This is a genomic window from Halorubrum ruber, from assembly GCF_018228765.1.
Taxonomy (GTDB): Archaea; Halobacteriota; Halobacteria; order Halobacteriales; family Haloferacaceae; genus Halorubrum; species Halorubrum ruber.
Genome location: NZ_CP073695.1, coordinates 1,003,055 through 1,022,035 on the forward strand (window position 1 = coordinate 1,003,055; position 18,981 = coordinate 1,022,035).

19 protein-coding genes, 1 tRNA gene and 2 pseudogenes are annotated in these 18,981 nt (G+C 69.4%); 11 read left to right on the forward strand and 11 right to left on the reverse strand.

Annotated features, from left to right (window positions below):
- Positions 1–101: 101 nt before the first annotated feature.
- Entirely contained in the window at positions 102–2,387 is a 2,286-nt protein-coding gene (locus tag J7656_RS04955) for a nitric-oxide reductase large subunit (RefSeq protein ID WP_211554283.1), read from the reverse strand.
- A gap of 147 nt (positions 2,388–2,534) precedes the next feature.
- On the opposite strand from J7656_RS04955, the gene J7656_RS04960 reads away from it, so the two are divergent.
- Entirely contained in the window at positions 2,535–2,978 is a 444-nt protein-coding gene (locus J7656_RS04960; RefSeq protein ID WP_017344184.1) for a MoaD/ThiS family protein, read from the forward strand.
- A gap of 772 nt (positions 2,979–3,750) precedes the next feature.
- Here J7656_RS04960 and J7656_RS04965 read toward each other — a convergent pair.
- The 4 genes and pseudogenes from J7656_RS04965 to J7656_RS04980 all read right to left on the reverse strand — a co-directional run bounded on the left by J7656_RS04965 (position 3,751) and on the right by J7656_RS04980 (position 5,056).
- Positions 3,751–3,835: transfer RNA gene (locus J7656_RS04965), tRNA-Leu, on the reverse strand.
- Positions 3,836–3,881: 46 nt separating this feature from the next.
- Positions 3,882–4,253, reverse strand: a complete 372-nt coding sequence (locus tag J7656_RS04970; RefSeq protein ID WP_017344185.1) for a ferredoxin — start codon at positions 4,251–4,253, stop codon at positions 3,882–3,884.
- Between the two features lie 86 nt (positions 4,254–4,339).
- On the reverse strand, positions 4,340–4,579 hold the full coding sequence (locus J7656_RS04975) for a DUF7508 domain-containing protein (RefSeq protein WP_017344186.1): 240 nt from the start codon (positions 4,577–4,579) through the stop codon (positions 4,340–4,342).
- 19 nt (positions 4,580–4,598) lie between these two features.
- Positions 4,599–5,056: pseudogene (locus J7656_RS04980) on the reverse strand (DUF5796 family protein).
- A gap of 180 nt (positions 5,057–5,236) precedes the next feature.
- Here J7656_RS04980 and J7656_RS04985 point away from each other — a divergent pair.
- The 5 genes and pseudogenes from J7656_RS04985 (at position 5,237) to J7656_RS05005 (ending at position 9,094) form a co-directional block, all read left to right on the forward strand.
- Positions 5,237–6,579: pseudogene (locus J7656_RS04985) on the forward strand (hypothetical protein).
- Positions 6,576–7,037 carry a hypothetical protein gene (locus J7656_RS04990; protein ID WP_017344189.1) on the forward strand — a complete coding sequence of 154 codons (462 nt, stop codon included), beginning with the start codon at positions 6,576–6,578 and terminating at the stop codon, positions 7,035–7,037. Before J7656_RS04985 ends, J7656_RS04990 begins: the two are co-directional and overlap by 4 nt.
- Positions 7,034–7,675 (forward strand): hypothetical protein, encoded by a 642-nt coding sequence (locus tag J7656_RS04995; RefSeq protein WP_017344190.1) that lies wholly within the window; start codon positions 7,034–7,036, stop codon positions 7,673–7,675. The genes J7656_RS04990 and J7656_RS04995 overlap by 4 nt, the downstream gene beginning before the upstream one ends.
- 91 nt (positions 7,676–7,766) lie before the next feature.
- Entirely contained in the window at positions 7,767–8,759 is a 993-nt protein-coding gene (locus J7656_RS05000; RefSeq protein ID WP_211554285.1) for a shikimate kinase, read from the forward strand.
- 41 nt (positions 8,760–8,800) lie between these two features.
- On the forward strand, positions 8,801–9,094 hold the full coding sequence (locus J7656_RS05005) for a chorismate mutase (protein ID WP_017344192.1): 294 nt from the start codon (positions 8,801–8,803) through the stop codon (positions 9,092–9,094).
- Position 9,095: 1 nt separating this feature from the next.
- Here the strand turns inward: J7656_RS05005 and J7656_RS05010 are convergent, their stop codons facing one another.
- On the reverse strand, positions 9,096–9,449 hold the full coding sequence (locus tag J7656_RS05010) for a type II toxin-antitoxin system PemK/MazF family toxin (RefSeq protein ID WP_026046287.1): 354 nt from the start codon (positions 9,447–9,449) through the stop codon (positions 9,096–9,098).
- Positions 9,442–9,678 (reverse strand): hypothetical protein, encoded by a 237-nt coding sequence (locus J7656_RS05015; protein WP_017344194.1) that lies wholly within the window; start codon positions 9,676–9,678, stop codon positions 9,442–9,444. The genes J7656_RS05010 and J7656_RS05015 overlap by 8 nt, the downstream gene beginning before the upstream one ends.
- 598 nt (positions 9,679–10,276) lie before the next feature.
- Between J7656_RS05015 and J7656_RS05020 the strand changes: the two genes are divergently transcribed.
- Positions 10,277–10,522 carry a hypothetical protein gene (locus J7656_RS05020; RefSeq protein ID WP_211554288.1) on the forward strand — a complete coding sequence of 82 codons (246 nt, stop codon included), beginning with the start codon at positions 10,277–10,279 and terminating at the stop codon, positions 10,520–10,522.
- Entirely contained in the window at positions 10,504–11,232 is a 729-nt protein-coding gene (locus J7656_RS05025; RefSeq protein WP_211554289.1) for an inorganic phosphate transporter, read from the forward strand. The genes J7656_RS05020 and J7656_RS05025 overlap by 19 nt, the downstream gene beginning before the upstream one ends.
- Before the next feature lie 65 nt (positions 11,233–11,297).
- Here the strand turns inward: J7656_RS05025 and J7656_RS05030 are convergent, their stop codons facing one another.
- Positions 11,298–11,693 carry a CopG family ribbon-helix-helix protein gene (locus J7656_RS05030; RefSeq protein ID WP_017344197.1) on the reverse strand — a complete coding sequence of 132 codons (396 nt, stop codon included), beginning with the start codon at positions 11,691–11,693 and terminating at the stop codon, positions 11,298–11,300.
- Between the two features lie 104 nt (positions 11,694–11,797).
- Here J7656_RS05030 and J7656_RS05035 point away from each other — a divergent pair, with 104 nt between their 5' ends.
- The 3 genes from J7656_RS05035 to J7656_RS05045 all read left to right on the forward strand — a co-directional run bounded on the left by J7656_RS05035 (position 11,798) and on the right by J7656_RS05045 (position 15,161).
- Complete coding sequence (locus J7656_RS05035; RefSeq protein WP_211554291.1) at positions 11,798–12,712, forward strand: hypothetical protein; 915 nt, start codon at positions 11,798–11,800, stop codon at positions 12,710–12,712.
- Positions 12,713–12,802: 90 nt separating this feature from the next.
- The gene (locus tag J7656_RS05040) at positions 12,803–14,134 is read left to right on the forward strand and encodes an MFS transporter (RefSeq protein WP_211554293.1); all 1,332 of its coding nucleotides are present in this window, start codon (positions 12,803–12,805) and stop codon (positions 14,132–14,134) included.
- Between the two features lie 67 nt (positions 14,135–14,201).
- A complete protein-coding gene (locus J7656_RS05045) occupies positions 14,202–15,161 on the forward strand; it encodes a D-2-hydroxyacid dehydrogenase (protein ID WP_211554295.1) in 960 nt (319 codons plus the stop codon).
- A gap of 36 nt (positions 15,162–15,197) precedes the next feature.
- On the opposite strand, the gene J7656_RS05050 is transcribed toward J7656_RS05045, so the two are convergent.
- The 3 genes from J7656_RS05050 to J7656_RS05060 form a co-directional block, all read right to left on the reverse strand.
- The gene (locus J7656_RS05050) at positions 15,198–16,358 is read right to left on the reverse strand and encodes an acyl-CoA dehydrogenase family protein (protein ID WP_017344201.1); all 1,161 of its coding nucleotides are present in this window, start codon (positions 16,356–16,358) and stop codon (positions 15,198–15,200) included.
- 160 nt (positions 16,359–16,518) lie between these two features.
- Positions 16,519–17,739, reverse strand: coding sequence for a mandelate racemase/muconate lactonizing enzyme family protein (locus J7656_RS05055; protein ID WP_017344202.1), 1,221 nt, complete (start codon positions 17,737–17,739; stop codon positions 16,519–16,521).
- A 36-nt stretch (positions 17,740–17,775) separates the two neighbouring features.
- Entirely contained in the window at positions 17,776–18,885 is a 1,110-nt protein-coding gene (locus tag J7656_RS05060) for a mandelate racemase/muconate lactonizing enzyme family protein (RefSeq protein WP_017344203.1), read from the reverse strand.
- Positions 18,886–18,981: the final 96 nt, after the last annotated feature.

The window sequence follows — 18,981 nt, forward strand, 5'->3', positions numbered from 1 at the left end:
TTGCGGTCCCTGTTAAACCCCGGTGATATCCGTGCGGAGCCGACCGAGGAGGGTCGGCGATTGTCGGACCGACCGGCGCGACGGCCGCCGAACTCGACCGGTCAGTCGTCGCTCACGATCCCCTCCGCGACCGCCATGTCGTCGACGCTGGGGTCGTCCTCCGACGCGCGGAGGACGAACCGCTTGCGGATCAGGTCGGTGACGTAGATGGCCGTCCCGGCGATGATCAGCGTGTCGCCGGGGAGCCGCGCCCAGAACAGCGTCTGGACGAGGTCTTGCTCGTAGAACGCGAGGCTGCGCGCCGCGGCGTAGCTCTCCGTGAACGCCACGTCGAGCTGGAGGAACCCGACCGGGAGGACGGAGACGAACACCATCAGCGCCAGCCCGACGTTCCAACACCAGAACGCCGCGCGGAGCCACGAGGCGTCCCAGCGCTCGGGGTCGATCGACAGCTGGAGCATGTACGTCACCATGCCGAGCGCGAGGAAGCCGAACGCGCCGAACATCGCGGCGTGCGCGTGGCCGACGGTGAGGTACGTCCCGTGTTCGTAGTAGTTGATCAGCGGGAGGTTGATGAAGAAGCCGAGCACGCCCGCGCCGACGAAGTTCCACACCCCGCTGGCGACGATGAACATGAACGGGAGCGTGTACGGGAAGCCGGTCTCGCGCATCGCGCGGTACTGGCCGATCGCCTCGTAGAGGATGAAGATCAGCGGGAGCAGCTCCAACGTCGAGAAGACGCTCCCGATCGGCACCCAGTAGTCGGGCATCCCGATCCACCAGTAGTGGTGCGAGACGCCGATGACGCCGGTCCCCATCACGAGGAGGGCTTGGAGCATCACCGCCTTCTCCGCGCTGCGGCGACTGAGCAGGTTCATCGAGACGAGGGTGATCCCGATGATGGCGACGATGAAGAACTCGAAGGCGCCCTCGACCCACATGTGGACGACCCACCACCGCCAGAACTCTGTGACGGCGATGTTCGTCGACGGCGTGAACATGAACCCGGCGACGAACAGTAGGGTGATCGAGCCGCCCGCGTAGAGGATCATGTGCGCGAGCCCGTAGGGCGGCTCGCGGTCGAGCAGCGGCTTGAGGCCGCGGATCGCGAGAACCGCCCAGAGGATGAACCCGGCGAGCAGGCCGGCCTGCCACACCTTCCCGACCTCGAGGTATTCGAGCCCCTCGTTGCCGAGCAGCCACCAGAGCTCGCCCGGGAGGTAGCCGTTCGCGCCGAGCCAGATGCCGCCCATGCCGCCGACCACGACGACGACGAGCGCGCCCAGCAGGACGCTCACGTACGTCCCCTGCCGCTTCGGCTCGTGGCCGGTGAGCAGCGGCGGGAGGAACAGGCCGGCGCCGAGCCACGTCGACGCGATCCAGAGGATGCCGAGGTCGATGTGCCACGTCTTCGCGATGGAGAAGGGGAGCAGCTGGAGGATGTGTATCCCGAACACCTGCTCGATCCCGAAGAACCCGGCCCGCTCGATGTAGAAGTGCGCGAGCAGGCCGCCGAGCAGCACCTGCGCCATGAACAGCCCCGCCGCGATCGGAATAAAGCGGAGCGCGGCGCGCTGGCTCGGGAAGACGCTCACGTCGCCCGGCTCGGGCACCGAGATTCCCTTCGACGAGGGCTCGGGAAGCTTCACCGACTTGTAGAGGAGGATCGCCGCGCCCGCGGCCCCGACGAGCAGCACCATGGCGATCACGCTCCAGATCATCGCCGAGCCGGTGGCGTCGTTACCGGCGCCGGGCGCGTAGGGCCACTCGTTGGTGTACGAGTGGTCGGCGTTCGGCCGGTCGGTGTGCGAGAACCACGCGGTCCACAGCGCGAAGTCGGCGAAGTCCTCGGCCTCCTCCGCCGAGCCGATCATCTCGACCGGGACGCCGCGGTCGTGGTCGCCCTCGTGGTAGCGCTCGACGTACGTCTCGCGCACCTGCTCGTGGGCGTACAGCTCGGCGGCGGAGTACTCCACGACGTCGCCGCGGTCGTGCGACTGGTCGAGCTCGTCGCGCACGAGCGCGTCGACGCGCGACTGCTCCCCGGAAGCGAGGTCGTCGTACGCCGCGCCGTACTCGGCGTCGGCGTAGTACTCGCGCATGTGTTCGACCTTCAGTTCGAGTGCGTCGGCGGTGTAGTCCTCGCCGTAGTACGCCCCGTTGCCGAGGATCGACCCGTGGTTCATCAGCCCGTACTGCTGGAACGCCGCCTTCCCGTCCTGGACCTCGGCCCCCGTGACGACCGTCTCGCCGTCGGGGCCGACGACCTCGTCGGGTATCGGCGGCGCCTCCTGATACGCGAACCACGCCCCGGCGCCCATCACGACCAGGTTGAGCAGGAACGCCGCGACGATCACCTTCGCTATCGTCTTCCTCGTGAGTCGCATGTGCGAACGTCCCGTCGAGACGTCCTATGCGCTTAGCGGCAACATGTTCGGTCGGATTCCCGACGCCCGGAAGCGTCACCGTCGGGCGGGGCCCCCGCGAACATGTTCGTAACCCGGCTTACCCGGAACGGCCGCGTACGCTCGTACATGGCCCAAACCAGCGAGATGACCGACCCGCCCGAGGCGGAGACCGGCGGACCAGAGGCGGACGCGACCGCGACCGAGGCGGAGACGACCGTCACCGTCCGGTGTACCGGCCACGTGCGCACGGAGCTGGACGTGTACGAGTTCGAGTACACCTTCGAGGGCGACACGCTCCGCGCGTTCTTAGACGAGCTGTTCGAGGAGTACCCGCAGCTCCAGGACATGCTGATCGCGGAGTCGGAGTCCGACGCGACCCACAGCGGCTGGGCGCCGACGCCGGAGGAGCTGCCGGGCACGTGGTCGAAGAACCCGGTCGGCGAGCAGACCATCGCGTACGCTCGGATCCTCGTCAACGGCCACTTCAACGAGAACGAGAACGGCTTCGACACGGAACTGGAGGAGGGGGACCGCGTCGCCTTGGTCTACCCGTTCATGTTCTGCTGTTGATCGGGACGGATCGATGTCACCGGGGTCGCGGTGATATTCTCAGACTTCCCGGCGATGGTTTATAAATGATTGCGAGGAGATTGGCAGCAAATATCTCCAAAGAGGCAGTCACTCGTTTATAAATAGTTGATCGCGGATCGGCAGTAGACCCCGCCAAAGCCCCAGTCGCTCGGCACTACGTCGTCGCTAACGGATCGCTGGAGAACACCGCCAAAGCCCCAGTCGGGAGGCGGGCGCACGCTCGCTGTGCTCCTCGGTCGCTCGCGTTGCTCGCTCCCTGCGGTGCTTGCGTCGCCTGCGCCCGCCTCCCGACTGCCCCTTTGAGTCCCGCCCCGCACGGCACCGCACCTCACGCCTCCCCAGCCTCGTCGGTGGTCCTCCGCTTCGCTCCGGACCACCGACTCCCTCGCGCGTGCTCCTCGCGCCCGGTGGGCGCTCGGAGGCACGCGCCACCGCACGGGTTTATAAATGGCCGTGGCTGTCGCTCATCAACTGCTCGCCGCAGGAGTGCGGGGGAAGGGATTCGAACCTCAGTCGCTCCCGTTCGCTCGCTCCGCTCGCTCACCTCCCGCTCCCTGGTTCAAATCCCTTCTAATCCGAGACGCGGCGCTCACGATGTGTGAGCGCCGCGATATGCGGGGGAAGGGATTCGAACCAACGAAAGACGGTCCGGGCGTGCGGCTCGCTCCGCTCGCCGGTCCGGGCTGCGACTCTCTGGGTTCGAAACCCTTCTGTGCCGAATGCTGTCGCTCGCGAGTTGCTCGCGACAGCATGCGGGGGAAGGGATTCGAACCCTCGAACCTCTACAGGAGCGGATCTTAAGTCCGCCGCTTTTGGCCAGGCTCAGCCACCCCCGCGCGGATTCCGCTACCGGCGGCGGGGTGAAACCCCTTTCGAAAATCCCTACCAGTCGACCGAGAGCGTCCCGTCGCCGTGTGGGTCCGGCGCGATCTCCTCGTCGGTCCGGCGGTCGACGACGTGAATCACGCCCGCGTCCTTCTTGGCCGGACACGCCTCGGCCGCAGCGACGTTCTCTTCGAGGTCCTCCTCGCCGATGTAGTACGCCTCCGGCTTCGCCATCCCGCTCACGACGTCCATCGCCCAGTTGTCCGCGACCTCCGCGCACTTCCCCGCCCCGAAGCACTTGTTCGCCTCGAAGACGATCTTGTACGGCTTCTCCTCGATCGGCGGCCCCTCGCCGCCGATGTCGCTGGCGCGGAGTACCTCGTCGCCGCCGTCCGTCGCGGCCTCGTCGCCGTCGGCCTCGTCGCTCATGTCGCTCCCTCGGCGGTCGCGGGACTTTCGTCTGTCGGTCGTTCCCGCACGTTCGGGAGGGGGTGGGGCCGAGACGGGCGAGCCCGTCACTCCTCGACGTGGTCCGCGAGCAGCCGCTCGGCGTGGTCGGGTGAGTCGGCGAGCTCCCACCGCACCTTCGCGGCGTCGCCGTACGCGAGCGCCTCCTTCAGCTCGTCGCGGAGGACGCCCGTGCCGAAGCCGACCGTGTCGCCGTCGGCGTCGCCGAGTTCGTAGAGTGCGTAGCGATCGGGCGCGCTCCCGACCGTCGACCGGTCGAGGTCGCGCCAGGGTTTCGCGAGGCTCATTTCCGTGACTGCGGCGCGGTCACCGGTGCGCGTCGAGGCCGTCCTCGGGCCCTCGACGATCTCGTAGCTCCCCTCGGTCCAGCCGTCCTCGACGAAGACGAACACGCGCCCGCCGGCGACCTCCGGGTCGGCGACGACCTCGTTGCGCTGGCCGTCGCGCCCGACGATCACGCCGGGGAACACCTCGTCGCGCTCGCCGTCCTCGACGATGACGCGGCCGACGCCGGACTCCTCTAAGATCTCGTCGTCGGTCTTGTAGTCGTTCACGTACGTCATCACGCCCTCCGTCTCCGTGGGGTCGGTGACGAGGACGTGGGTCTCCTTGCCGGGGCCGGCGGTCACCGATCCCTCGGCCGACTCGGGGACGCCCCGGTAGAGGGTCGTCCGGCCGTCGAGGTACTCGACGACGACGCCCTCCTCGCGGAGGTCGACGCCGATCGACGTCGGCGGCACGTCGCTGCGCGTTGGCGCGGACATACGCGACGCTCGGAGTGCCGGCCTCAAAAGGGACGCGCTCGGGGGTCGCGCCGGAGTGCACCGGGCAGTGCGATTCGACCGGGACACCGAAGGACCGCCCGGCGCGCCCAGCGTCGGGGCGGCCTCAGCCGCGAGAATCGGCGTACCACATTTAAGTTCCTGCCGCGGGGAGTGCGTGTCATGGAACGGACGCGACGGACGCTTCTGGGCGTCGGCGCCGCCCTCGTCGGGACCGCCGGGTGTCTCGGCGTCGAGGGCGTCGAGTACCCCGACGACCCGGAGGACGCCGACGCGCCGGGCGACGGGGACGACCCTGACGGCGACCCGCCCGGAGACGCCCCTCCCGACGACCCGCCAGAGCAGACCGACGGCGACCCGCCGGCGGTGAACGCCGCGCTCGCGGACGCGACCCGCGCGGTCGTCGACGACGCGGTGTGGTTCGCGACGGAGTACCCGGAGGCTGTCGCGACCTACCGCGACGCGGTCGCCGACGCGGTCGCGAACGTCCGGTCGGTCCGCGCGACCGTCGACGAGGAGGCTGAAATCACGGCCGAACAGGTCGACGCGGTCGCGGCCGCGGGCGAGACCGCCGCCGACCGCGCGGCCGAGGCCCTCGAACCGCACTTCTCGCCCGGCCCCCGGATCCGCGCCCGGGTCGACCGCCACGTCGGGGTCCTCCGAGACTTCGCTCCCCGGGACGACGTCGACCGCGCGCTGGAGGAACTCGACCGGATGCGTACCGACCTCGCCAGCATTGGTACTTCCATCTACGTCGAGGAGGAGTTCTCTCGAAACCCGATTCACAACCGGCTGTTCCGCCGGCTGCTGGCGCCGCTGCCGCCGGACGACCCCGAGCGCGGCCGCGTCACGGGCGGGACGCTCGTCGAGATCGCCGTCGCGAGCCGCGGCTTCTCGACGTTCGCGCACCGGCCGTACGACCGCGACGAGGTCGACCGCGACCGGATCCCGCGGATCTACGGCGACGCGTTCGCCTCCGAGCGACAACGAGAACTGCGCGCTCGCCTCGGCCCGATCCCCCAGCCGGAAGACCGCGTCGAGGAGCTGTTCGTCGCGTTCGCGGACCGCCCGCCGCTGGGGAACCGCCGTCGAGAGGCGTTCGAGGACTGGGCCCGCGAACTCGACGGTGTCCCCGTCCACGTTCAGCGATACCCGGACGCCGAGACCGCCGCGGCGCGGCTGTCCGCAGCGCTTGACGAGGGCGCGACGGAGGGCCGCGCGCCGATCGACCCCGAGGCGACCCTGGCCGGCTCCGACTTCAGCGGGAACGCCTCAACGGAGGAGGACGGTTCCGAGACCGACGCCGGCCCGACCGCCTGGTACCGGTTCTACCACCGCGAGGCGGAGGGCGAACGGTACGGCTTCGACGAGCACGCCGGCGTCCAGTACGGCTACCTCGTCCGGGCGGGGAGTTCCTGCTCGCGACCGGCTTCTCCGGCGACGCCTGGGAGGAGCGGGTCGGCTGGCACGGCCGATTACGGCACGGGTGGGTGACCGGCGCGTGAACGCCAACCAGATCGGTCTCGTGGCCGCGGTGTTCGCCCTCGTCGGCGCCGGCGTCGGTATCGTCGGCGCGGCCGCGACGGGCTGGGCGGAGGCGGCGCTCGCGACCGCAGCGACCGGCGAGACCGCGCGGTTCGGCCCGGTGTTCGTCGCGCAGTCGTACCTCGCCGCGACCGCGACCGTCCTCGTCTCCGCCGTCCCGCTGGCCGGCGTCCTCGGGGTCCTCGTCGGCTCGCGCTCCCGCAGCGTCTCCGCCGCGGCGACGACCTGTGGGCTCGGGACCGGCCTCGGCGCGCTGGCGTACGGGCTGATCGCGGTCACGGTGATCGTCGTCTCGCAGGGCGACGCCGCGACGCAGGCGCACGGGCTCGCGGACGCGGCCCTGCCGACGCTCGCGACCGCGTTCGTCGCCGGCGCCGTCGGCGCATCGACCGGCGTTCTCGGGACGGTGATGCGATGACCGCCGACCGAGACGGACCGGAGTCCGACCGCGCCGACCGTCCCGACAGACCGATCCGACGCGCGTCGCGGCGGGGCGTCCTCGCGGTCGGCGCAGTCGGCCTGCTCGCCGGCTGCCTGGTGACATCGGAGGAGGAGGGAGGACCCGACACCCGACAGACGGACGACGGAGCGAACGAAAGTGATACAGGAGATGACGACGGCGACGGGAGCGGATCGGACGGCGGCGCGGGAAGCGACGGAGACGGGTCCGACGGCGAGAGCGAGACGACGCCCGACGAGGTCGGTCCCGACGGATCAGGGCTCGTCGTCACCGACGCGACAGTCCTGGGAGTGGACGAGGGCGGGGGACGGACGACCGTCCGGGCTCGCTTGACCGTCGAGAACGCGGGACGGTTCGAGTACGGCGTCGTCGAGTTCCGGGTCGACGCGTACGCGACGCCCGCGGGGACCGACGAGCGCGAGGCGGTCGGGTTCGAGTACGACACCGAGAGGTTCACCGGCGACGACCGGTTCGACGGGTCGCGCCCGCGCCGCTTCGACGTGGAGATCACGTTCCCGAGCCGGCGGACCGGTGTCCGCCCCGAACCCGACCGCTACGTCGTCGACGCGGCCGTCAGGCGCGCGGAACCGATCTGAGGCGGTGCCGGGACTCGCGACCGCGGTCCGCCCGGGAGAGAGACTCGCCGTGATCGCTACCTCTTTATCTGCGCTCGCGAGCCGTGAACCCATGGAGGGACGGGCGGCGGCGCTCGGCGCCGGGACGGTGTTGAACGCGCTCGCGACCGGCACGGGCGCCGCCTTCGGCATCGACGTCGAGACGCGCGCGACGGTCGAACTCGACCCCGCGGCCGACGGGGTCGACGGGGAGATCGCCGAGGACGCCGACGCCGACACCGACCTGATCGAGCGCTGCGTCGCGCTCACGACCGAACGCTGGGGCGACGGCGAGGGCGGTCGCGTCCGGACCGACAGCGACGTGCCGCTGGCGGCCGGGCTCAAAAGCTCCAGCGCGGCCGCGAACGCGACCGTCCTCGCGACCTGCGACGCGCTCGGGCTCGCGGTCGGCGACGGCGGCCGCGCAAGTGACGACGCGGTCGGCGACGGCGGCCGCGCAAGTGACGACGCGGTCGGCGACGACGGCCGCGCAACTGACGACGCGGTCGGCGACGACCCGGACGGCCCCGCGGTCGACGTCACCCGCCTGGAGGCCTGCCGGCTCGGCGTGCGCGCGGCCCGCGAGGCCGGCGTCACCGTCACGGGCGCGTTCGACGACGCGACCGCGTCGATGCTCGGCGGCGTCACCGTCACCGACAACGACGCGGACGAACTGCGCGCGCGAGAGACCATCGACTGGAACGTGCTCGTCTGGACGCCGCCGGAGCGGGCGTACTCGGCCGACGCCGACGTGGCGCGCTGTCGGGCCGTGGCGCCGATGGCCAACCTCGTCGCCGACCTCGCGCTCGACGGCCGGTACGGCGAGGCGATGACGGTGAACGGGCTGGCGTTCTCGGCCGCGCTCGGCTTCGACGCCGACCCCGCGGTCGAGGCGATGCCGCACGCGACCGCGGTGTCGCTGTCGGGTACCGGCCCGAGCGTCGTCGCCGTCGCGGACCCAAACGACCCCGAGACCGACCTCGACGCGGTCGCCGACGCGTGGGGCGACCGCCCCGGAACGCTGCGTCGAACGACAACCAGAAACGACGGCGCGGCCGTCGAGTGAGCACCCATGAGCGGATCACCGACCGACCCCACCACCTACCAATGAGCGACACACCCAACACCGAGGACCGAAGCCTCGACGAACTGCGACGCGAGATCGAGGACATCGACCGCGAGATAGTCGAACTGATCGCCCGCCGGACGTACGTCGCCGACACGGTCGCGGCCGTGAAAGACGAACGCGACCTCCCGACAACCGACGAGGGACAGGAGGAGCGCGTGATGGAGCGCGCCGGCGAAAACGCCGAGCGCTTCGACGTGGACGCCAACCTCGTGAAGGCGATTTTTCGCCTGCTGATCGAGTTGAACAAGGTAGAACAGCGCGAGAGCCGGTAGCTCAGTCGAGGTCGAGACTCAGTTTTAGTGCCTCGTCGACGTCAGCCATCGTGGGTCCGTCGAGTGAACCGACGACCGAGTGAATCCGTTTCGGAACCGAAACGGTTCGGATCTGGTCGAGCCGAATTGACGAGTCCGTTTCGAGCGGTGACCCGTCCGCCTCGACGAACACCTCGAACGGATACTCGCGGTAGGTGCCCGTGACGGGCGCGATGATGGTCGTGCTGGAGTTTCGGTTTCCGATATCGTTTTGAACGACCACGGCCGGCCGCGTCTTCTTCATCTCGTGTCCTTCGGCGGGGTCAAGCCGAACGATTACCACGTCGCCCCGTCGCACGTCCGTGCCGTCACTCATCGAGGCCTTCCCACGCTTCGTCGGACGTTCCGCTCCATTCCTCGGTGAGCGTCTCCGCGCTCTCGGAGGCCTCCCGATAGGCTGCTGCCAGCTCGTCGTCGTCCGGCCGGTCGGACTCGACCTCGACGACGGCGACGGTCACGCGCTTGTTCGCGTACTCGGTGCCGAGATACACTCGACCCCGGTCGTCCGCCTCGCTCGTCTTGAGGTCTGTCGCGTCGACTTTCATCGAGGAATGGCACGGACCCGCTGCTAATATGTATTGCCCACTATTACCCACGGACCTCTCGTAGAAGTTGCAGAAGATATTATTTATTTCAGATATCTGAACAAAGTGGAGCAGCGGGAAAACCGGGAGGGCGGGAACGCTCTCACACCCCCGTCGACGCCCAGCGGAGGGCTGCTGTCGGGACTCTCGGACGGTCGGTCGGCGAAAGAATGAGGGACGCGGCCGGCGTGCGGATCGCCGCGACCGCTTCGCGGACGCGCTCTCTTACGTGTCGTCGCTCGGGCTGAACACCGATCGCGCGGTCGACAGCGCCTCCGGAACGGCCTCCTTCGGTGGGTCGACCCACGGCGAGCGGACGGTTTTCTCCACGATTCGGTCAGGGGGAGAGTCCCCGGTGGTCTCGGTTCCCATTGTGAGTTCGTGGTCGGCTCCGACGGCCCGACACGAACGTCTCGCGGGCCCTCGGCGGCACGTTGCGTCGCCCGATCCGGCGTGGGGGAGTTCGGTTCCTCGCTGAAACCGTTGGCGGTCGAGCGCCGACGGTTTCGTTACGCTTTACACTCGCCCATACTGAGCCGCGGGCAACTACGTGGTGTCGGTGCTACTTCTGACCGGCGCGTTCGTCGTCTCGTTCGCCGTCGCGGCCGTAACCGGCGCGAGCAGCGTCTCCGTCTCCATGGCGCCGGCGGTCGGGGCCAACTCGACGGGGGTGCTCCGGGGCGCGTTCCTCGTCGGACTCGTCGGGTTCGTCGGCGCCGTGGCCCAGGGCACGGCGGTGACGCGGGGGTCGGGACCGAGATCGTCTCCGGACCTGTCTCCTTCGAGATGGGGACGATCGCTCTGATCGTCATCGGGCTGTACGTCGGCCTCGGGATCTACTTCGAACACTCGATCCCCGTCGCGTTCTCGACCTTCGGCGCGATCGCCGGGGTCGGGCTGGCGGCGGGATACAGCCCGAACCTCGACTACTGGTCGCTCACTGTCACCTCGTGGATCGCCTCCGGTATCGCCGCCGTGTTCGTCGCGTACGGACTGGTCACCCTCATTCGTCGGTATGTGCCGGTGTCGGACCGGATGGACCGCTGGGTCGAGAACGCGGTCCTATTCGGCGGGATCGTGTTCTCGTTCATCGGCGGTGGCAGTCAGGTGGGGCTGGCGGTGGGGCCGCTCGTCGGGACCGTCAGCGACCTCGGCGTCGGGATCCTGCCGCTGATCGCCTTTGGGGGACTCGGCATCATGGTAGGTGCGTGGACGAAGAGCCCCGTCATGCTCCAGGCCGTCGGGCGACAGTACGCCAGCCTTGGCCAGCGGACCTCGCTCGCAGTGCTTCTGACCGCGATCCCGATGGTTCAGATCATCGCCAACACGCTCGGCGTGCCGATCTCGTACAACCACATCATCATCAACAGCATCGCCGGCTGCGGGTTCGCCGGCGCGGGCGCCGGCGTCGACACGCGCAAGTACGCCGGAACGCTCGTGAGCTGGCTGCTGACGCTGCTGGGATCGACGGGAACGGCGTACCTGCTGTACATCGCGAGCCAACACGTCCGGTAGCGCCGACCGGAGACGAAATCGAACAGTTGGTCGTTTCGCGTCCGACGACCCACGCGGACGGCGGGCTACTCGTCGCCGTCGCGGATCAGCATCACCTTCACCCGGCGAACGGCGTCGAAGTCGCGGAGCCGGTACGTCAGTTCGCGGACGCGCGCTGCGTCTCCGCGGCAGAACAGCGATTCGAGACACCACTCGCCCTGATGGGTGTGGCTCGTGTTGAGGATCACGTCCTGGTACTCGTGTTGGGCGCCGTGAAGCTCCCGGATGACGTCGTGGTGGCGGTAGTCGAAGCCGACGAGCGCGACGACCTCGCCCGAGGTGTCTTCGAGCCGCGAGTGCGACTCGACGAACTCCAGCATCGCCTCCCGCACCGCCCGCGAGCGGTTCTCGATCCCCTCGTCTCGCCACACGCGGTCGAACTCCGCGACCAGCTCGTCGGGGATGTTGAAACTCGTTCTCATTAGCCCGCCTTCGGACCCGGGGACACAAGAGGCTCCGTATTACGATCCCTCCGGTTCGGTACTAACAACCGCTAAACGGCCCCGTTCCCGACCCTCGAACAACGATGCTCCCAAGCGAACTGTTCGGGCCGCTCGCGGGCGCGGTCCTCCTCGGCGCGGTCCACGGTATCGAACCGGGGCACGGTTGGCCGGTCGCGGCCTCCTACGCGCTCGATCAGACCAACAAGTGGCTGTACGGGTTCACGGCGAGTCTAATCATCGGTTTGGGCCACCTCGTCAGCAGCATCGCGATGGTTGCTGTCTTCTTCTACGCGAAGAGCTACTTCGATCTCACGCAGGTCAACGAACCGATCACGGTGCTCGGCGGCGTCCAGATCGGCGGGCCGGTCAGCCTCGTGGCCGGCGCCCTGCTGATCGGGCTCGGCGTCCGCGAGTACCGCCACGGCCACTCTCACGGGACTCCCGGCGAGGCGCACGACCACGACTCGGAAGGGAGTCACGGTCACCACGACGGGCATGACCATCACGACCACGGCCATGACGGGCACGACCACCGCGACCACAGCCGTGACGGGCATAATCATCACGACCACCGCCATGACGGACACGAACACCACGACCACAACCATTCACACGACCACGACGGCTCCGACGGACGCCTCGCCCGCCTGAAGAGCGCTCTCCCGTTCGTCGGCGGCCACTCCCACTTGCACGGGAGCTTCGACGAGAGCGCCGACCGGGGCCTCCTCGGCATCGCGTGGTTCGCGTTCGTCCTCGGGTTCGCCCACGAGGAGGAGTTCGAGATCATCGCGCTGTGCGCCGGGTCGAGCTACTGCCTCGAGCTGATGAGCGCCTACGCGCTCACCGTCATCGCGGGCATCGTCGGACTCACCATGCTGCTCATCGCGGGCTACCACCGCTCCAGAGAGCGCGTCGAGCGGTTCACGCCGTACCTCCCGGCGTTCTCCGCGGCGGTCCTCGTCCTCATGGGAGTCGGGTTCCTCGCCGGGCTGTTCTGACCCACAGCCGCGCGCCCCGGCGCGCCGCTCCCTTCGCCGCCCCCTTCGCCGACGCGTAGCTTTAATTCGGACGACGGTGTGCGGGTAGCCGTGGTATCGCCCTCGTCGATCGCGGGCGCCGACTCGGGGATCGTCCGGGAGCGGCCCTTCCAGCTGCTGTTGCTGATCAACGTCCTCCCGCCGCTCGGCACCGCGCTCCTCTCGCCGGTGCTGGGCAGCCTCGTCGAGCCGCTCGGCGCCTCCACGGCGAACATCGGCCTCATGATGTCGGCGTTCACCGCGCCGTCGATATTCGTGATCCCGATCGCCGGCGTCGTCTCCGACCGGTACGGCCGGCGGCCCGTCCTGCTCTTCGGGCTCGTCTGGTTCGGACTCACCGGGACCGCCATCGCCTTCGTCTCGACGTTCGGCGCGGCGCTCGCCTTACGCGCGCTCCAGGGGATCGGCTTCGCCGCGCTCACGCCGATCATCATCACCAGCCTCGGCGACCTGTACGCGGGCACGAAGGAGGCGACCGCCCAGGGCCTCCGGTTCACCGGCTCGGGGCTCTCCCAGACGGCGTTCCCGCTCGCCGCCGGGGTGCTCGTCGGGATGGCGTGGCAGTACCCGTTCCTGCTGTACGCCGTCGCCTTCCCGATCGCGGCCGTCGTCTACCTGTACTTCGAGGAGCCGCTCGACGAGGCGGGCGGCGTGGGAGACGAGGCGGGCGGCGTGGGAGACGAGGCGGGCGGCGTGGGAGACGAGGCGGGCGGCGTGGGAGACGAGGCGGGCGAGGGAGGCGAGGCCGGGATCCGGGCGCAGCTCGGCGACATGCGCGGGCTCGTCGCGCAGCGCCGCGCGTGGACCATGGTCGTCGCCCGCGGGAGCGCGAACGTCGCGTGGTTCGGCTTCCTCACGTACAACTCGATCCTCGTCGTCGACGTGCTCGGCCACACGCCGGCGGAGGCGGGGGCGCTCGCGGCGCTCGCGAGCCTCACGTACGCGCTCGCGGCGACGCAGGCGGGCCGGATCGCCGAGGCGTTCGACGACCGGCTCTACCCGCTTCTGGCGCTGAACCTGTCGATGGGGGCGGGGCTCGGGCTCGCCTTCCTCGCCCGGTCGCTCGCGGTCGCCGCGGTCGGCGTCGCCCTCATGGGGGTCGGCTTCGGGCTCGTGCTCTCCATCTACCGGAGCGTCATCACGGCGCTCCCGCCGCCGGACCTGCGCGGGGGGCTGGTCAGCCTCGGCGAGGGGAGCGGGCGCGCGGCGGCGACGGCGACCCCGGTGGTCATGGGCATCGCCGTCGCGCTCGCGACCCGCCCGCTCGGATTCGAGGCGGCGGTCCGCGCGGTCGGCGTCGGCGCCGGCGTCGTCGGCGCCGGGGTCGGGATCGCCTGCCTGCTCCTGATGAGCGCGTCGCCGCCGATCCGGACCGAGGGGTAGGGCGGCTCGCTCGCCTCGATGGTCGCGATCCCCGAGAGCTTTGTCGGCCGCCCGCGACGCGTCGACCATGTCCGCCATCGACGTCGCCGTCCTCGACCACGACGCGCACGGCATCCCCGCGGCCGACTACGCGGAGATACTCGCCCGGCGGCTCCCCGACCGCGAGGTACGTCTCGCGGCGACGCTGGACGAGCACGAGCGCTACCTCCGCGAGGCGACGGTCGTCGCGGGGAAATACATCCATGCCGACGAGGTCGCGGCCGCCGAGAGTCTCCGGCTGTTCGCGTGTAACTCCGCCGGCGTCGACCACCTCCCGCTGGACGCGCTCGCCGAGCGCGGCGTCGCGGTGACGAACGCCTCGGGCGTCCACGGCCCGAACATCGCCGAACACGTGCTCGGCTGGGTGCTGACGTTCGCTCGGCGGCTCGACGAGGGGCGCCGCCGCCAGCGACGCCGGGAGTGGCGCCGCTTCCAGTCGTTCACCGAACTCGCTGGCAGCACCGTGACGGTCGTCGGCCTCGGCGCTATCGGCGAGGCCGTGGTCGAGCGGTTCGCGGGGTTCGACGTCGAGACGGTCGGGGTCCGCCACACCGTCGCGAAGGGCGGCCCGACCGACGAGGTGGTCGGCTACGACGACCTCCCGGACGTGCTGCCGGGCACGGACGTGCTCGTCCTCGCCTGCCCGCTGACGGAGACGACCGAGGGGCTGATCGGCGAGGCGGAGCTCGACGCGCTGCCGACCGACGCGGTCGTCGTCAACGTGGCGCGCGGCGGCGTGATCGACACGCCGGCGCTCGTGGACGCGCTCCGGTCGAACACGCTCCACGGGGCCGCGCTCGACGTCACCGACCCAGAGCCGCTCCCGAGCGACCACGACCTGTGGGGGTTCGAGAACGTCTTCCTGACGCCGCACGTCGCGGGCCACACGCCGAGGTACTGGGAGCGGCGCGCGGACGTCCTCGTCGAGAACCTCGAACGTGTCGCCGAGACCGGCGACTACGACGGACTGCGAAACCAGGTCGCCTGAAGCGAGGCCGTCGAAAACGGGGAGAGCCGTCCGGAACTATTGGTACGCCTGGATCCCGGTGAGGTCCTCGCCGAGGATCAGGGTGTGGATGTCGTGGGTGCCCTCGTAGGTGTACACCGTCTCCATGTTCGTCATGTGGCGCATCGGCGAGTAGTCCGCGGTGATCCCGTTGCCGCCGAGCATCTCCCGGGCGATCCGCGACTGGTCGCGGGCGGTGCGGACGTTGTTCCGCTTCGCCATCGAGACGTGTTGCGGCCGCATCTCGCCCGCCTCCTTGAGGTCCGCGAGCCGGTGCGCGAGCAGCTGGGCCAGCGTGATCTGCGTCGCCATCTCCGCGAGCTTCTCCTGTTGCATCTGGAAGCCGCCGATCGGCTTCCCGAACTGCTCGCGGTCGGTGGCGTACTCGCGTGCCACCTCGAAGCAGTCCGCCGCCGCGCCGACCGCGCCCCACGCGATGCCGTAGCGGGCCTGCGTCAGGCACGACAGCGGGCCCTTCATTCCCTCGACGTCGGGGAGGCGGTTCTCCGCCGGGACGCGGACGTTCTGGAGGCTGATCTCGCCCGTGATCGACGCCCGGAGACTGAGCTTCTCGTCGATCTTGTTCGTCGTGACGCCGTCGCGGTCGGTCTCAACGAGGAAGCCGCGGACCGGCGTTCCCTCCTCGCCGTGGTCCTTCGCCCAGACGACCGCGACGTCCGCGATCGGGGAGTTCGTGATCCACGTCTTCGAGCCGTTCAGGACGTACTCGTCGCCGTCGGGCTCGGCCATCGTCTCCATCGCCGAGGGGTTCGAGCCGTGCTCCGGCTCCGTGAGTCCGAAACAGCCGACCGCCTCGCCAGCGCCGAGCTTCGGGAGCCACTCCTCTTTCTGCTCGTCGCTGCCGAACGCGTGGATCGGGTACATCACTAAGGCGCCTTGGACGCTCGCCATCGACCGGAGCCCCGAGTCGCACGCCTCCAACTCGCGCATCAGGAGCCCGTAGGCCGTCTCGCTGACGTTCGGGAGGCCGTACCCGGCGAGGTTCGGCGCATAAAAGCCCATCTCGCCCATCTTCGGGATGAGCTCCGTGGGGAACGTGCCCTCGATCCAGTGGTCCCCCATGTCCGGGACCTCGCCGTCGACGAACGATCGCGCGGAGTCGACGAGCAGGCGCTCCTCCTCGGACAGGGTCGACTCCATGTCGAAGTAATCCAGCATACGATCGCTTGCGATCCCAAGGATAAATAAGTATAGTTGTGTCGGTCACTCGACCGAAATCGGCGGTCTCGTCAGTCGATTGAACGGATCCGAGGGCCCGCCGTCCGAGCGCGGGCCGCGCCGCCACCGTGGCCGAACAGATATTCCGGCCGAGAGCGCCTCAGTCCCAGCCGTCGGTCCCGTCGAGGAGGTGCTCCTCGACGACGGCCTCGTCGAGTTCGATCCCGAGCCCGGGCGCCTCCGGCACCGCGATGCGGCCGTCCTCGATCAGCGGCTCGTCGCGCGCCAGCAGGTCGTCCCACCAGTCGACCTCCAGCGCGTGGTACTCCAAGAGGTCGAAGTTCGGCGTCGCGGCGCCGAGGTGGACGCACGCCATCGTCCCGACCGGGCTACAGACGTTGTGCGGCGACATCGGCATGTAGTTCTCCTCCGCGCGGTCGGCGATCCGCATCGTCTCCGTGAGCCCGCCGACGGTCGTCGGGTCGGGGGTGACGATGTCGACGCCGTGGTCGTAGATCAGGTCCGACAGCTCGAACACGCGGAAGCGGTTCTCGCCGGTCGCGACCGGGGTCCGCGTCGCCCTCGTCACCTCCTTCTGGGCGTCCATGTTCTCCGGCGGGATCAGGTCCTCTAACCACATCAAGTCGAACTCCGCGAGCTCGTCGGCGAGCCGCTTCGCGCTCTCGACGGAGTAGTCCCAGTGGCAGTCGAAGGCGAGGTCGACGTCGTACCCGATCTCCTCGCGCACGGCCGCGACGATCTCTTTCTTCTCGCGGATCGCCGCGTTCGTCAAGCGCCCGTTGTACGGGTCGTTCTCGTTGTCGGCCGGGAGGTCGAGGTCGAACTTCAGCGCGGAGAATCCCATGTCGGTGACGCGGGCGGCCTCGGCGGCGTACGCCTCGGGGGAGTACGCCTCGGCGTCGGCGTAGGCAGTCGCCCCGTCCTCGACCGCGTACGCCTCGCCGGCGTGGCAGTCGCAGTAGAGCCGCACCTCGTCGCGGTACTTCGAGCCGAGCAGCTGGTAGACGGGGAGCCCGAGGATCTTCCCCGCCGCGTCGAGCAGGGCGATCTCGATGCCGGAGGCTGCGGTGACGACCTTCCCGGTCGTGCCGCCGTGGCCGGACATCTCCTGGAAGATGTAGCGCACCAATCGCTCGACGTCGAGCGGGTTCTCGCCGACGAGGAACCGGTTCGTGTACTCGACGAGCTCCGGGACGCCGCCGCCGCGGTACGCCTCACCGATCCCGGTGACGCCGGCGTCCGTCTCCACTTTGATCAGGTTCCACTCGAAGTTCCCCTCGACGACGCAGGCGTCGAGGCCGGTGATCTGTACGTCTCGGTCCGGGTCGCGGGTGTCGATCTGGTCTGAGTAGTCTCGCATGTGTGGTGGTGTTTGTATTTCGCTGGTATTGCCGAGTCAGTCGTCTCTGAACCGCTCCAACGCGTCCTTATCGAGTGGCACGCCGTGGCCGGGGCGGTCGGGCAGGTCGATGGTACCGTCGTCGCCGGGCTTCACCGGGTCGGCGACCACGTCGTCGAACGCCTTCACGTCCATGTCGCGGTAGAAGTACTCCACCCAGAGCCCGTTCTCGATGGCCCCGAGCAGAGAGGCGTGGATGTTCCAGTTGTAGTGGGGCGCGATCTGGATGTCGTACGCCGAGGCGTGGTTCGCGATCTTCAGCCACTCCGTGACGCCGCCGCAGACGGTGACGTCGGGCTGGAGGATCGTCGCCGCGCCGGTGTCCGCGAGCCGAGCGAAGTTGTGGCGCGTCCCCTCTAACTCGCCGGTGGCGACCGGGTAGTCGAGCCCGTCGTTCACCTCGGCCATCGTGTCGACGCGGTCGATCATCACGGGTTCCTCGATGAAGTACGGGTCGTACGGCGCGAACGCGCGGCAGTTGCGGAGCGCCTCGGTGCTGGACTCCCAGACGCCGTTGGCGTCGAGCAGCAGGGTGCGGTCGTCGCCGATCTCGTCGCGCACGGCGGCGACGCGCTCGGCCTCTTCGTCGGCCGAGAGGCGGCCGACCTTCATCTTCACGACGTCGTGGCCCTCGTTGAGGTAGCGCCGCATCTCGCCGCGGAGCGCCTCGTGGCCCTTGTCGTCGCGGTAGTAGCCGCCACTGGCGTACGACGGCACCGACTCGGCGTGGCCGCCGAGCAGCTTGTGAAGCGGCATGTCGGCGGCCTTCGCCTTCACGTCCCAGAGCGCGATGTCGACCGTCGAGATGGCGCGCAAGAAGAGGCCTGTCCGGCCGATCTGGACGTTCCCCTCGTACATCTCGTGCCACAGGCGCTCGGTGTCGCGGGGGTCCTCGCCGACGAGCAGCGGTTCGAGCAGCGACTCGACCGCGTCGGCGATGAGGCCGGCCCCCTCGTACCCCAGCGAGTAGCCGACCCCCTCGTGGCCGGTGTCCGTCCGCACGTACGTGATCGCGTGGTCCCGGTAAGTCAGCGTCCGGTTGGAGAAGGAGACGGGAGACCCCAGCGGTAACTTGATCGGGAACGACTCGACTTCGGTTATCTGCATGCGTGGTGCGGCGTCACACGGGTACAAGTAGACCGCTGTATCGGCAATGCTCTCGGTCGCGGCTCGTGTTCCCACCCGCAGCTTTTGTACCGGCGG

Coding starts and splice junctions, on each gene's coding strand:
- J7656_RS04955 (WP_211554283.1), bottom strand. CDS start 2,387: ATGCGACTCACGAGGAAGACGATAGCGAAGGTGATCGTCGCGGCGTTC.
- J7656_RS04960 (WP_017344184.1), top strand. CDS start 2,535: ATGGCCCAAACCAGCGAGATGACCGACCCGCCCGAGGCGGAGACCGGC.
- J7656_RS04970 (WP_017344185.1), bottom strand. CDS start 4,253: ATGAGCGACGAGGCCGACGGCGACGAGGCCGCGACGGACGGCGGCGAC.
- J7656_RS04975 (WP_017344186.1), bottom strand. CDS start 4,579: ATGAGCCTCGCGAAACCCTGGCGCGACCTCGACCGGTCGACGGTCGGG.
- J7656_RS04995 (WP_017344190.1), top strand. CDS start 7,034: ATGACCGCCGACCGAGACGGACCGGAGTCCGACCGCGCCGACCGTCCC.
- J7656_RS05000 (WP_211554285.1), top strand. CDS start 7,767: ATGGAGGGACGGGCGGCGGCGCTCGGCGCCGGGACGGTGTTGAACGCG.
- J7656_RS05005 (WP_017344192.1), top strand. CDS start 8,801: ATGAGCGACACACCCAACACCGAGGACCGAAGCCTCGACGAACTGCGA.
- J7656_RS05010 (WP_026046287.1), bottom strand. CDS start 9,449: ATGAGTGACGGCACGGACGTGCGACGGGGCGACGTGGTAATCGTTCGG.
- J7656_RS05015 (WP_017344194.1), bottom strand. CDS start 9,678: ATGAAAGTCGACGCGACAGACCTCAAGACGAGCGAGGCGGACGACCGG.
- J7656_RS05025 (WP_211554289.1), top strand. CDS start 10,504: ATGGGGACGATCGCTCTGATCGTCATCGGGCTGTACGTCGGCCTCGGG.
- J7656_RS05030 (WP_017344197.1), bottom strand. CDS start 11,693: ATGAGAACGAGTTTCAACATCCCCGACGAGCTGGTCGCGGAGTTCGAC.
- J7656_RS05035 (WP_211554291.1), top strand. CDS start 11,798: ATGCTCCCAAGCGAACTGTTCGGGCCGCTCGCGGGCGCGGTCCTCCTC.
- J7656_RS05045 (WP_211554295.1), top strand. CDS start 14,202: ATGTCCGCCATCGACGTCGCCGTCCTCGACCACGACGCGCACGGCATC.
- J7656_RS05050 (WP_017344201.1), bottom strand. CDS start 16,358: ATGCTGGATTACTTCGACATGGAGTCGACCCTGTCCGAGGAGGAGCGC.
- J7656_RS05055 (WP_017344202.1), bottom strand. CDS start 17,739: ATGCGAGACTACTCAGACCAGATCGACACCCGCGACCCGGACCGAGAC.
- J7656_RS05060 (WP_017344203.1), bottom strand. CDS start 18,885: ATGCAGATAACCGAAGTCGAGTCGTTCCCGATCAAGTTACCGCTGGGG.